Source organism: Nisaea sp. (genome assembly GCF_040217065.1).
Lineage (GTDB): Bacteria > Pseudomonadota > Alphaproteobacteria > Thalassobaculales > Thalassobaculaceae > Nisaea.
On record NZ_JAVJNX010000008.1, the window covers coordinates 410,092 to 422,184 of the forward strand.

Annotated in this window: 11 protein-coding genes; 7 read left to right on the forward strand and 4 right to left on the reverse strand. The window is 59.8% G+C overall.

The genetic code is table 11. The annotated features are described in order from the left end of the window. Positions 1-37: 37 nt before the first annotated feature. The 4 genes from RH950_RS10985 to htpG all read right to left on the reverse strand — a co-directional run bounded on the left by RH950_RS10985 (position 38) and on the right by htpG (position 4,721). Positions 38-484 carry a hypothetical protein gene (locus RH950_RS10985; RefSeq protein ID WP_350056621.1) on the reverse strand — a complete coding sequence of 149 codons (447 nt, stop codon included), beginning with the start codon at positions 482-484 and terminating at the stop codon, positions 38-40. Further along, positions 477-1,331, reverse strand: a complete 855-nt coding sequence (locus tag RH950_RS10990; RefSeq protein WP_350056623.1) for a hypothetical protein — start codon at positions 1,329-1,331, stop codon at positions 477-479. The genes RH950_RS10985 and RH950_RS10990 overlap by 8 nt, the downstream gene beginning before the upstream one ends. Further along, positions 1,328-2,635, reverse strand: coding sequence for an HlyD family type I secretion periplasmic adaptor subunit (locus RH950_RS10995; RefSeq protein WP_350056625.1), 1,308 nt, complete (start codon positions 2,633-2,635; stop codon positions 1,328-1,330). The genes RH950_RS10990 and RH950_RS10995 overlap by 4 nt, the downstream gene beginning before the upstream one ends. 181 nt (positions 2,636-2,816) lie before the next feature. Further along, positions 2,817-4,721, reverse strand: coding sequence for a molecular chaperone HtpG (gene htpG, locus RH950_RS11000; protein WP_350056626.1), 1,905 nt, complete (start codon positions 4,719-4,721; stop codon positions 2,817-2,819). A gap of 126 nt (positions 4,722-4,847) precedes the next feature. Between htpG and RH950_RS11005 the strand changes: the two genes are divergently transcribed. From RH950_RS11005 to RH950_RS11035, 7 genes are all read left to right on the forward strand, one after another. Then, complete coding sequence (locus RH950_RS11005; protein ID WP_350056628.1) at positions 4,848-7,604, forward strand: helicase-related protein; 2,757 nt, start codon at positions 4,848-4,850, stop codon at positions 7,602-7,604. Continuing rightward, a complete protein-coding gene (locus RH950_RS11010) occupies positions 7,601-7,999 on the forward strand; it encodes an RNA-binding S4 domain-containing protein (protein WP_350056630.1) in 399 nt (132 codons plus the stop codon). Before RH950_RS11005 ends, RH950_RS11010 begins: the two co-directional genes overlap by 4 nt. A gap of 72 nt (positions 8,000-8,071) precedes the next feature. Beyond that, positions 8,072-9,250: an aminotransferase class V-fold PLP-dependent enzyme gene (locus tag RH950_RS11015; RefSeq protein ID WP_350056632.1), complete on the forward strand. Its 1,179-nt coding sequence runs from the start codon at positions 8,072-8,074 to the stop codon at positions 9,248-9,250. A gap of 89 nt (positions 9,251-9,339) precedes the next feature. Continuing rightward, the gene (locus RH950_RS11020) at positions 9,340-9,804 is read left to right on the forward strand and encodes a tellurite resistance TerB family protein (RefSeq protein WP_350056634.1); all 465 of its coding nucleotides are present in this window, start codon (positions 9,340-9,342) and stop codon (positions 9,802-9,804) included. A 52-nt stretch (positions 9,805-9,856) separates the two neighbouring features. Further along, complete coding sequence (gene fdxA / locus RH950_RS11025; protein WP_350056636.1) at positions 9,857-10,195, forward strand: ferredoxin FdxA; 339 nt, start codon at positions 9,857-9,859, stop codon at positions 10,193-10,195. Between the two features lie 265 nt (positions 10,196-10,460). After that, the gene (locus tag RH950_RS11030) at positions 10,461-10,958 is read left to right on the forward strand and encodes a CarD family transcriptional regulator (RefSeq protein ID WP_350056638.1); all 498 of its coding nucleotides are present in this window, start codon (positions 10,461-10,463) and stop codon (positions 10,956-10,958) included. A 144-nt stretch (positions 10,959-11,102) separates the two neighbouring features. After that, a complete protein-coding gene (locus RH950_RS11035) occupies positions 11,103-11,954 on the forward strand; it encodes a hypothetical protein (protein ID WP_350056640.1) in 852 nt (283 codons plus the stop codon). Positions 11,955-12,093 lie beyond the last annotated feature (139 nt).

The following is a 12,093-nucleotide window of genomic DNA, read 5'->3' on the forward strand; positions in this document are numbered from 1 at the left end:
GGATCTGGCGGCGCATCTAATTAAGTAGTGTGTCCCCTTAATTATATTCCAGCACCCGTCTCTCTCCCGTCAGCAGGTCCGCCGTCACGGACATGCCCGGCACCAGACGCACGTCTCTGCCGTTTACATTCAGATGTTCCCGTTCGATCTCGATCCGCGCCGTGTAGGACAGCATTTGCGGTGCCGCCTGCGGGCCGGTTGTTGCCGCCCCCGCCGCGCCGGCGGCATTGTTCGCGTCCTGGGGCACCACGGCATCGGCGCTGAGCAGGTCCGCCGTCACGCGGATTAAGGGGACACATAACTTAATTTTCTGAGGAGACAGATGGGATCTGGCGGCGCATCTAATTAAGTAGTGTGTCCCCTTAATTCCAAATGAATCAATTCCTACACTAATAAGGAATTGATTAAATTTTATAGTCCAATTTAATATTCCACTATCATCAAATGGATTATCAAGACTTGGAGGATCAACAACATCACTCATTACTCTCTCCCTTAAAACCATAAATATTTAGAAAAAAACAAACAAAACTAGATAACATGAAAATAATGCATCCTAAACAAAATATCCCAGATCCACTCAATATAAAGAAAATACGTAATTTAAACTTCACCTCTCTATTATCATAATAAGATAATGAAAATTCATCACTGTAGTATGAATTATGAAAACAAGAAAATAAAATCAATAAAAATGAAAACGATATAAAACAAATTGCTATATTCTGAAAAGCACCTCCTTCTGAGTATAGTATTATTTTATCGTTTTTATTTATTATTAATAACGACAAAATTATAAAAATAAAAAACCCACATAATATAAACATTATCGAAAACATATAAACATCTTGAATTAATTTTACTCTATAATCCCAAGATCCTGAAATAACGTCACAAGATTCAAACATTAACAGCACAAAATCGCTCATATAATGGCAAATCTCCTTATCAAAAAATATCACTCCAAACTGAAAAAACACCATTACCGCAATAAATATTATTCCAATACTTGAAAAATTATTCATTACAGTACAATAATTTTCTGACATATAAAATAATTGCCCAAGATCTTTATTATTAATATAATTCAAACACCAAAAAGCGCAAATTATCGATAAAATAGAAAAACCAACCAAATACAACTCAAATACCGCAACAGGAAAATTAAAAAATATCATGAACAAAATCATAATACAAAATGTAGATAATATTTTATTCTTAGATATATTACTAGGAACAGGTTGTTCTCGTGCCACCTTCCACAACAAAGGAACGACGCTTCGTAACGTCTTATCCTTATATTTACTAACATTTTCCCCACATAACGTCATCGTTCCCGCATCCCTTCACTTGCATAGCGCAGCACCGGCTGCAGCACGTATTCCAGCACCCGTCTCTCCCCCGTCAGCAGGTCCGCCGTCACGGACATGCCCGGCACCAGACGCACGTCCCTGCCGTCCACAATCAGATGCTCCCGTTCGATCTCGATCCGCGCCGTGTAGGACAGCATCTGCGGCGCCGCCTGCGGGCCCGTCGTTGCCGCGCCCGCCGCGCCGGCGGCATTGTTCGCGTCCTGGGGCACGACGGCGTCGGCGCTGAGGCTGACGATCCTGCCCTCGATGCTGCCGTAGCGCATGTAATTGAAGGCATCGACCTTCACCGCCGCCCGCTGGCCGATCTCGATAAAGCCGATATCCCGGTTCGTTACCGTCGCCTCGACCGTCAGCCTGTCGCCGTCCGGCACAATCCGCATCAGCGGCGCGCCGGGCTGGACATAGCCGCCGAGCGTGTGCACCGAGAGGCCGGTGACTTCCCCCGCCACCGGGGCCGCCAGGGTCAGGCGGCCGACCCGGTCGGTTGCCTTGATCCGTTCCTGTGCTGCCGCGCTGGCCTTCTGACGGGCTTCCGCCAGGGCGCGCTGGCGCTGTGCCTCGAAGGCGAGCAGCAGGTTCTCCGCCGTCGCCTCCGCGCTGGCGAGCGTCGCCTGCGCTTCCTCGATCTGTTTGTCCAGCACCAGGCCCTGGTGTTGCGTTTCCAGCAGCGCCTGTTCATGCTCCAGATAGACGGATTTCTGCGTCAGCTGTTTCTCATAGAGGATGCGCTGGCCGTCGACCCGTTCCGTCAGCAGCGGCAGCACGGCCGCCACCTTGTCATGCTCCGCCCGAAGCGATGCCAGGGTCGCCCGGGCCCGTGCCGCCTCGCGCCCGGCCCGCTGCCGCTCGCCCATCAGCGCCGCCCATTCCGCCCGCAGCACCGCGATACTGTCCGCCACCTCATGCGCGGGCGCGCCCTCGGGCACCTCGAACAGTTCTTCCGGCGGGATAGGGGCGCCGCCGGATGCCAGTGCCGTGGCGCCGATCAGTGCTTCCTCCCGGGAAACCTCAAGCAGGGCCGCCAGCCATTCCCGGGTCAGTTTCTCCAGGTCCGCGTCGCTCTCCGTCGGGTCGAGGGAGATCAGCGGAGCGCCCTCGGCGACGTGATCGCCATCCTCCACATGAATGGCGCGGACGATCCCCGGCAGGCTGCTCTCCACAACCTTCACCTTGCCGCCCGGCACGATCTTGCCGGGTGCCGCCACCACGATATCCAGATGCCCGAACCAGGCCCAGGTGTCACCGCTCCGATACAGTCCCACCGATCCGGTTCCGTTGCTGTTTTCCCGTGACGAATATTAGGCGGTGCGGGGAGTGTCGTCACGGGAAGTCTGCCGGCACGTCAGGAAAACAAGGGAACGGCACTGCCTGTACGGCCTAAAAAAAGCGGCCGGGAAAACCCGGCCGCTGCGCACTCTTTTCCGCCAAATGGCAGACGTGTGGTTACCCCACCAGCCCCCGCTCCATCGACATCGCCAGCCGCCGGGCAAAAGCTTTCGGGTCCGGGATGGCTTCGCCTTCCATGATCCGGGCCTGGTCGAGCAGCAGGTGGGCCGCGTCATCCAGTTCCTGGCCGGTTTTGCCGTCCTTCACCCGCTTGGCGAGGGCCTTGATCACCGCGTGCTTGGTGTTGACTTCCAGAATGCGCGGATTGGATTTGTCGAGCTGCTTGTGCTGGCGCAGCAGGCGTTCGAGATTGATGTCCATGTCGCCGTCATCGGCAATCAGGCAGACCGGGCTGTCCGTCAGGCGGGTGGATTCCCGGACGTCCTTCACGGTCTCGCCGAGGGCCAGCTTCAGGGAGGCGAGCAGCGGCGCGATATCGGCGGCGGCTTTCTCCTCGTCCTTCTTCTCCGCGGCCTTGTCCGCGTCGGACTTGTCGTCGGCGCCCTTGACGGCATCGAGATCGGTGGCGCCGCGGGTAATCGACTTGAGGGGGCTGCCCTCATAGCCCGCGAACATGGCCTGGATCCAGAAATCGTCGATCGGGTCCGAGAGTAGCAGAACTTCCACGCCCTTGGCCTTGAAGCCCTCGATATGGGGCGAGTTCAGCAGCGCTTCCTTGCTCTCGCCGATGATGTAGTAGATCGCCTCCTGGCCTTCCTTCATCCGCGCCTTGTAGTCGGCGAGGCTGACCAGATTGTCGCTTTCCGTCGTATCGAAGCGGGCGAGTGACAAGAGGGTGTCCTTGTGCTCACCGTTTTCGGAATACAGGCCTTCCTTCATCACCGGGCCGTAGGCGTCCCAGAAAACCGCGTAGGCCTCGGGGTCCTTCTTCGCCTTTTTGCTCAGCTCGGAAAGCACCCGCTTGGTGACGGCGGAGGAGATCTTCTGCAGCACCGGATTGCGTTGCAGCAGCTCGCGGCTGACATTCAGCGGCAAATCCTCGCAATCGATCACGCCGCGCAGGAAGCGCAGATAGTCCGGCACCAGGCCGTCGCAATCTTCGGTGATGAAGACCCGCTTCACATAGAGTTTCACCCGGCTCTTCCGCTCCGGATGGAACAGGTCGAACGGGCGCTGGGTCGGCACATAGAGCAGGGAGCTGTATTCGATCACGCCCTCCGCCTTCCAGTGCATGGTCAGCCAGGGCTCGTCGAACGCATGGGCGACATGCTTGTAGAATTCACCATACTGCTCCGTCGTGATGTCGCTCTTCGACCGGGTCCAGAGCGCGGAGGCTTCGTTGAGCGGGCGCTCTTCGGTATTTCCGTCCTTGGTTTCCACGAACAGGATCGGCACCGGGATATGGTCCGAATAGCGCTTCACGATGTGCTGCAGGCGCTGCTCCTCGAGGAATTCGAGAGCGTCGTCCTTCAGATGCATGGTGATGATGGTGCCGCGATTGGCCTTCTCGGCATCTGCGACGGTGTATTCGCCGAGCCCGTCCGAGCTCCAGAGATGGGCCTTGTCCTCGCCGGCGCGCCGGGTCAGCACCTCGACCTTGTCCGCCACCATGAAGGCCGAATAGAAACCGACGCCGAACTGGCCGATCAGGCCGGAATCCTTTTTCTCGTCGCCGGACAGGTTGGAGACGAAAGCCTCCGTGCCGGAGCGCGCGATGGTGCCGAGATTGTCGTTCAGCTCGTCGGCGCTCATGCCGACGCCGTTGTCCGACAGGGTCAGCGTCTTGTTGTCCTTGTCAGCCGCGACCTTGATCTTGAATTCCCCGTCGCCCGCCGTCAGCTCCGGTTTGGTCAGCGCCAGGTAGCGCAGCTTGTCGCAGGCGTCCGACGCGTTGGAGATCAACTCGCGCAGGAACACTTCCCGCTCACTGTAGAGCGAATTGGCGACGATCTTCAGGAGCTTGCTGACCTCGGCCTGGAACGTTCGCTTTTCCGCAGTCATCTTTTCGATCACCTCTTGCCTATAATGTCATCGTCATGATTGATGGAGCTTGATATGTGGGAAGTTGATAGCAAGCGCAAGACCCCAGCGCTTCCCACCTGAGCCGAGAGCGGACCCGTATCCCCCATGAGCAGCGTTTTCGAGGACGGTCGGATCACCGCGATGCTGGGGCCGACCAACACCGGCAAGACCTATTTCGCCATCGAGCGCATGCTCGGCCATGCCTCCGGCATGATCGGTTTCCCGCTGCGCCTGCTGGCCCGGGAGAACTACGAGCGCGTGGTTTCCCTGAAGGGCAGGAACGCGGTCGCCCTGATCACCGGAGAGGAGAAGATCCTTCCGCCATATGCCCGTTATTTTATCTGCACGGTGGAATCCATGCCGATCGACCGGGTGGTGGATTTCCTCGCCATCGACGAGATCCAGCTCTGCGGCGACCGGGAGCGCGGCCATGTCTTCACCGATCGGCTGCTGCATGCGCGCGGCCGGCAGGAAACCATGTTCCTCGGCTCCGACATCATCCGCCCGCTGATCAAGAAGCTGGTGCCGAAGGCGGAAATCGTCGGCCGGCAGCGGCTGTCGCGGCTGACCTATACCGGCCCGCGCAAGCTGACCCGGTTGCCGCGCCGCACCGCCATCGTCGCCTTTTCCGCCGCCGATGTTTACGTGCTGGCCGAAATCGTCCGGCGCCAGCGCGGCGGCGCCGCCGTCGTGCTGGGGGCGCTGTCGCCCCGGGCCCGCAATGCGCAGGTGGCGATGTACCAGGAGGGAGAGGTCGATTACCTGATCGCCACGGATGCGATCGGCATGGGCCTGAACATGGATGTCGATCATGTCGCCTTCGCCGAGGACACGAAATTCGACGGCCGCGCGCCGCGCCGGCTGACCCCGCCGGAGATGGCGCAGATCGCCGGGCGCGCCGGACGGCACATGAATGACGGCACGTTCGGGGTGACAGGAGACTGCCCGCCGCTGGACGAGGAGATGGTCGAGGCGCTGGAAAGCCACCGGTTCGACCCGCTCCGCCATGTCTACTGGCGGAACAACCGGATGTCGTTCCGCAGCCTGGCGGACCTGCAGCGCTCGCTCGAGCTGCGCACGGAGCAGCCGCACATGATCCGGAAGCGGGACGGGGAGGATCACCGGACGCTCGAATCCCTGGCCCGGATGGAACCGGTGATCGCGCGGGCGACCGGGCCGGACCGGGTGCGGCTGTTGTGGGACATCTGCCAGATCCCTGATTTCCGCAAGACCATGAGCGAATCCCACGCCAATCTGCTGGCGAAGATCTTTTTCGATCTGACGGACGGTCCGGGGTCTCTGGAGACGGATTGGGTAGCCAATCAGGTGAGCCGTTTCGACCGGACGGACGGCGATATAGACACGCTGGTAAACCGTATCGCACATATTCGCACTTGGACGTATATTACGCATCGGGGAGACTGGGTATCCGACCCGGTGCATTGGCAAGCCCAGACGCGGGCGGTTGAAGACCGGCTTTCGGATGCCCTGCATGACAAGCTGACCCAGCGTTTTGTCGACAAGCGTGCGGCTTTGTTCTTGCGCAAGTTGAAGGACGGGGGGAACTTGGCGGCGGCAGTGAAATCTGACAGCACAGTGGTCGTGGAGGGCCACGCCGTCGGTCACATGGAAGGATTGAAGTTCGTGCCTGATGTTATGGATAGCGCCAACGCGAAGCCCGTGCTTACGGCTGCGCGTAAGGTCCTGCCTGAAGAATTGGCCCGGCGCACGGGTCAAATCGAAGCGGCCGACAATGCTGCATTCTCGATCGGCCCCAAGGGGACGGTGATCTGGCTCGGCGCGGAAATAGCCTCGCTGGAAGCCGGTTCCGACGTTCTGTCGCCGCAGATTCGCGTGGTGAACGAGGAACTGATCGACGGCGAGATGCGCAAGCGGATCGAAGCCCGCTTGCGGACCTGGCTGACGGGAGAGATGGAGAACCGGCTTGGTCCGCTGCTGGCGATCAAGAGTGCGGAGCTGGAAGGCGCCGCGCGCGGTATCGGCTTCCAGGTGCTCGAGGGTATCGGCGGCGTGTCCGCCGACCAGATCGGCGGGTTGCGCCGGGATCTCGATGATGAGCAGCGCAAGTCGCTCGCCCGCCTCGGCATCCGCTTCGGCACCGAAACCGTTTTCCTGCCCGTGCTTCTGAAACCGAAGGCGGTGGAATTCCGGGCCATGCTGTGGAGCGTCTTCTCCGGGCAGTTCCCCGAAGGCGGTCCGCCGCCGGCAGGACGGGTCATGATCACCCGTGCCGAGGATGCGACCGACGCCTTCTACCTGGCGATCGGATACAAGCGGGTCGGCGGCCATGCGGTGCGCGCGGACATGCTCGAGCGTGTCGCGCAGATGGTCCGGCAGGCCGCCCGCGAGGGCGCGTTTGCGATTTCCGCTGACATGCTGTCGCTCGCCGGGGTCGGCCATGATGCCATGGCGGAGATCCTGAAGGATCTTGGCTATCGGCGCGGCGAGGATGTGGAGGAGCAGCCCCGCTTCATCGCCCGGCGCCGCCAGGAACAGAAGCGGCGGCCCGAGGGCGAACGCAAGGCGGCGGCACAGGACAGCAAGGCGGAACCGGCAGGCAAGCCTGAGACAGGCGATAAACCCGAGCGCCGGGACAGGCCCGACCGTGCCAGAAAACCGGGCAATCCCGGCAAGACGGCGCAGGATGGTTCCGGCGAAAAGCGGGACCGCAAGGCGGGCGGCAAGGACGGACAGAAGGGCGGTCCGCGCAAGCCGAAGCGGCAGGATGACCGGCCGAAGCGTCAGAATGCCGGGCCGAAGGTGATCAGCTCGAATGGACCGGCCCTGCGGCCGGAGGATTCTCCCTTCGCCATATTGCAGCAGCTCAAACTGGCAAAATGACCGAGACCGAGGCCCAGCGTCTCGACAAGTGGCTCTGGTGCGCGCGGTTCTTCAAGAGCCGCGCGCTGGCCACCAAGGCGGTCGGCGCGGGCAAGCTGCGCCTGTCCGGCAAGGTCGTGGCGAAATCACACCAGCTTGTCCGCCCCGGCGACGTCCTGACCTTCCCGCAAGGCCCGCATATCAGGGTGGTGAAAGTCCTGATTCTCGCCGAACGCCGGGGACCGGCTCCGGAAGCCCAGTTGCTGTTCGAGGATCTGTCGCCGATCGACGCTGATGCGGGGAAAGGCGACCGGCCCAAACCCGCCGCGACACCGGCCCAGCGGGATCCGGGCGCGGGCCGGCCGACCAAACGCGACCGCCGCCTGATTGATCATTTCCGGTCACCGGATAAATAGTTTTGTCGATTGCCGCTCCAGCGGGGGCCGGTTAGCGTGCACCGCTCCGAGCAATGCCAACGGGATACAGTCATGACCGAGATCGATCTTGCCCGCGTCCGGGCCGAAACCCGCGGCTGCGAGGATGTCATTCATTTCAACAATGCCGGCGCATCGCTGCCGCCGATGCAGGTTGCCGATCATCTTTATGCTTATCTGCGCGATGAAGAGGTGAAGGGTGGCTACGAGACCGCCGACATGCGCCGCGACGAGCTGGAGCATTTCTATGTGGCGGTCGCCCGCTTGCTGAATGCGGCGCCGGAAGAGATTGCCTTTGTGGAGAACGCCACGCGGGCCTGGGACATGGCGTTCTACGCCTTCCCGCTGCAGCCGGGCGACCGCATCCTGACCACGGTTGCCGAGTACGGCAGCAATCTCATCGCCTATCTGCAACAGGCACGGAAAACCGGTGCGGAACTGGTCGTGGTGCCGAACGATGCGCACGGGCAGATCGACCTGGATCAGCTCGAAGCCCTGATCGACGAGCGGGTGAAGCTGATTTCCATCAGCCACATCCCGACCGGCGGCGGGCTGGTCAACCCGGCGGCGGAAGTCGGCCGGATCGCCCGCAAGCACGGCATTCCCTATCTGCTCGATGCCTGCCAGTCGGCCGGGCAGGTGCCACTTGATGTCGAGCAGCTTGGCTGCGACATGCTCTCCGTCACCGGACGGAAATATCTGCGCGGCCCGCGCGGCACGGGGTTTCTCTATGTCCGCAAGAACTGGATCGAGAGGCTGGAGCCGCCGCTGCTCGACCAGCATGCCGCCGACCTGATCGACGGCGAGAAATTCGTCATCCGTCCGGATGCACGGCGTTTCGAGAACTGGGAAAGGTTCTTTGCCGGACAGGCAGCGCTCGGGACTGCCGTCGATTACGCAATGGAGATCGGTCTCGAGGCGATTCAGGAACGTGTCTTCGCCCTGGCAGCGACGCTTCGGGCGGGGATGGCGGAGATACCGGATATCCGCGTGACGGACGAAGGCGCCGTGAAATGCGGCATCGTCACGTTCCAGCATGACCGGCTTGGCTGCCGCGATGTGAAAGTTGCATTGGGGCAGCAGGGCATCAACGTATCGACATCGAGCGGCCCCGGCATGAAGCTGAGCTACATGGCGCGGGGCCTGGAGGCCGGGCTGGTCCGGGCCAGTGTGCATTACTACAACAGCGAGCCCGAGCTGGAGCGTTTTCTGTCGGTGTTGCGGACCCTGTGAAAGGACCATTCCCGCCGATGCGCGCGCTTGCGATTTCTCGCTGATGGCTTAGATAAGGGGCTGGATTTCAACCAACTCCGGGATTTGCCATGCTCGGCTCCCTCAAGGTGCTGTTCGATACCGTCCGTTCCGGCGGTGCTGCCGAAGCCTCAAGATCTGACGGGGTACAGGAAGCCGTTGCCGCGCTGCTGGTGAAGGCGGCGCAGCTTGACGGCGCGTTCGGCGCTGACGAACGCCGTGCCATTGAAGTCCTGCTTGCCTCCCGTTTTGGCTGTGCGCCGGACGAGGCCGGGCAAAAGGTCGACGGCGCGATCAAGGATCTGGAAAGCAGCGTCGATTTCTATGGTTTCACCCGGGTCATCCGGGACGAGTTCGACCATGACCAGCGTGTCGAGCTGATGGAGATGCTTTGGGAAGTTGCCTATGCCGACGGTGTGCTGCATGACTACGAAGCCAGCCTGATGCGCCGTGTCACGGGACTGATTTACGTGACCGATCAGGAGAGTGGCGCTGCGCGCAAGCGTGTCATGCAGAAACTCGGGCTTGCCGAGTAGAGGTTTTTTCATTAACGAAACCGACGAATGAAGCCGGACCCGGAGCCTGCAGATGACGTACATCGTCAACGATCTTTGCATTAAGTGCAAATACACCGACTGCGTCGAAGTCTGTCCGGTTGACTGCTTCTATGAAGGCGAGAACATGCTCGTCATTCATCCGGACGAGTGCATCGATTGCGGCGTGTGCGAGCCGGAATGCCCGCCTGAAGCGATTCTGCCCGATACCGAGCCGGCCGCCGAAGGGTGGCTTGAGATGAATCGCAAGTTTTCCGAGGAATGGCCGAACATTACCCGGAAGATTGACGCCATGCCGGATGCTGACGACTTCCAGCAAGTCCAGGGTAAATACGAGAAGTTTTTCTCGCCTGCTCCGGGCAAGGGAGAGTGAGGCTGACCGTCACAAAACGGTAAGCCATGCGTCAAGTGGAGGCAGGCCATGCGCCCGGAGACTCCCACTTTCACTAAATTTGTGATAAGGTCTAGGAATTCGGTGAGGCAAAACGTCTCGCCTCGCCGCCGTTTCCGAGAAGGTTTCGGACCACAGTGAGCTGTATCCGCATAAGGCGGGCTTAGGCCCGCTTTTTTGATGATGTCGGCGGCTTTTCTGCGCTTAACGCGTTACCCGTGGTCCTACAAGTGAGAGAGACCGACTAATGACAAAAAAAGTGGAGTTCAAGGCTGGGGATTTCGTGGTCTATCCGACTCATGGCGTCGGTAAGATCATTGGCACCGAAACGCAGCAGATCGCAGGTACTGAGCTTGACCTTCTGGTGATTACGTTTGAGCAGGACCGCATGACTTTGCGTATTCCTGTTGTGAAGGCCAACGATTCCGGGCTGCGCCGCCTCAGCTCGCGCAAACAGATGGATGTCGCGATCGGCAAGCTGAAAGGCCGTGCGCGGGTCCGCCGCACCATGTGGTCCCGCCGGGCACAGGAATATGAGGCGAAGATCAATTCCGGCGATCCGGTGTCGATCGCCGAAGTCGTGCGGGATCTGCGCCGCAATACCGGCCAGGCCGACCAGTCCTACAGCGAACGCCAGATGTATCAGGCGGCGCTTGATCGTCTTGCCCGTGAGTTCGCGGCGATCGAGAAAATCGATGAAGACGCGGCCACTGACCGGCTCGAGAAAATCATGGCAGCTGCCTGAGCGGCTTCCAAGAATACAATCGTTTCCTGACGACAGGCGGCACTTCTAGTGCCGCCTGTTTCGTTTTTGGGGAACCGGGGGTGAAGCACAAGCGTTGGCGTCCGACCCTGAAATTGTTATCTGGAGTGTGGGAGCACATCAGTAATGTCAGATGCGGCACAGAACGCGATCCAAAACACCGGCCTTCCGCCAGAGACCGATAAGCGTTTCGCTGTCCTGCGCAGATGCCGGAGGGTCTGGGCCATTGCGTCGATCCACGGCGACGCCGAACGCCTTGCGGCGCTGCACGCGGAATTGGCGGATCGATACGAAGCGGGCGACCGCTTTATCTATCTCGGAAACTATTACGGACACGGGTCCGGCATCCTTGAGACGGTCGACGAACTGTTGCGTTTCCGGCGCATTCTGCTGGCCCAGCCACCCTATACACATCCTGACGATATCGTTTATCTGCGTGGCCGCCAGGAAGAGATGTGGCGCAAGTTGTTGCAACTCCAGTTCGCCGGAGATTGTCAGAAGATCCTGGACTGGATGCTGGCGCGTGGAGCGGATGCGACGCTCGCCGCCTATGGTGGGCATGCGGCGGATGCCCGTGCTGCAATCATGGAAGGATTGCTCGCCGTGAGCCGCTGGACGGGGCAGCTTCGGCAGGCCATTCGCAGCCATTCGGGGCACAACGAGTTCATGACCGGCTTTCGCCGAGCGGCCTATACAGACAATGGCGCATTGCTGTTCGTCAGCACCGGACTGGATCCGTCCAGGGAGTTGACCGATCAGGAAGACGGTTTCTGGTGGAACGGTCAGGATTTCAACGAAATCGGCCTGTCCGGCTATGGTGGTTTCGCGCGGGTGGTGCGTGGCCATGACCCGGCCCGCAAAGGCATCATAGAGCGTAAAGCGACCCTGAGTATCGACGGCGGCGCAGGTTTTGGCGGTTCGCTGAACGCAGTATGCCTTGATGCGGCAGGCGAGATCGTCGATCAGGTCAGCGTCTAGGACCCGACCTTGCAATAACCCAATATCTGGAACGCTCTCGTCTTTGTGAACCGATAGTTGTCGCCAACACCGGACCAAAATGATCCGATTTCGCTAACGGACCGTAGTTGTAGGTGAGAAGTCTCACTGGTGCGGTCTG

Bases quoted from the DNA above. Each gene is read 5' to 3' on its own strand.
- RH950_RS11030 (WP_350056638.1), top strand. From the start codon at position 10,461: ATGACAAAAAAAGTGGAGTTCAAGGCTGGGGATTTCGTGGTCTATCCG.
- RH950_RS10990 (WP_350056623.1), bottom strand. From the start codon at position 1,331: ATGACGTTATGTGGGGAAAATGTTAGTAAATATAAGGATAAGACGTTA.
- RH950_RS11015 (WP_350056632.1), top strand. From the start codon at position 8,072: ATGACCGAGATCGATCTTGCCCGCGTCCGGGCCGAAACCCGCGGCTGC.
- htpG (WP_350056626.1), bottom strand. From the start codon at position 4,721: ATGACTGCGGAAAAGCGAACGTTCCAGGCCGAGGTCAGCAAGCTCCTG.
- fdxA (WP_350056636.1), top strand. From the start codon at position 9,857: ATGACGTACATCGTCAACGATCTTTGCATTAAGTGCAAATACACCGAC.
- RH950_RS11005 (WP_350056628.1), top strand. From the start codon at position 4,848: ATGAGCAGCGTTTTCGAGGACGGTCGGATCACCGCGATGCTGGGGCCG.
- RH950_RS10985 (WP_350056621.1), bottom strand. From the start codon at position 484: ATGAGTGATGTTGTTGATCCTCCAAGTCTTGATAATCCATTTGATGAT.
- RH950_RS11020 (WP_350056634.1), top strand. From the start codon at position 9,340: ATGCTCGGCTCCCTCAAGGTGCTGTTCGATACCGTCCGTTCCGGCGGT.
- RH950_RS11010 (WP_350056630.1), top strand. From the start codon at position 7,601: ATGACCGAGACCGAGGCCCAGCGTCTCGACAAGTGGCTCTGGTGCGCG.
- RH950_RS11035 (WP_350056640.1), top strand. From the start codon at position 11,103: ATGTCAGATGCGGCACAGAACGCGATCCAAAACACCGGCCTTCCGCCA.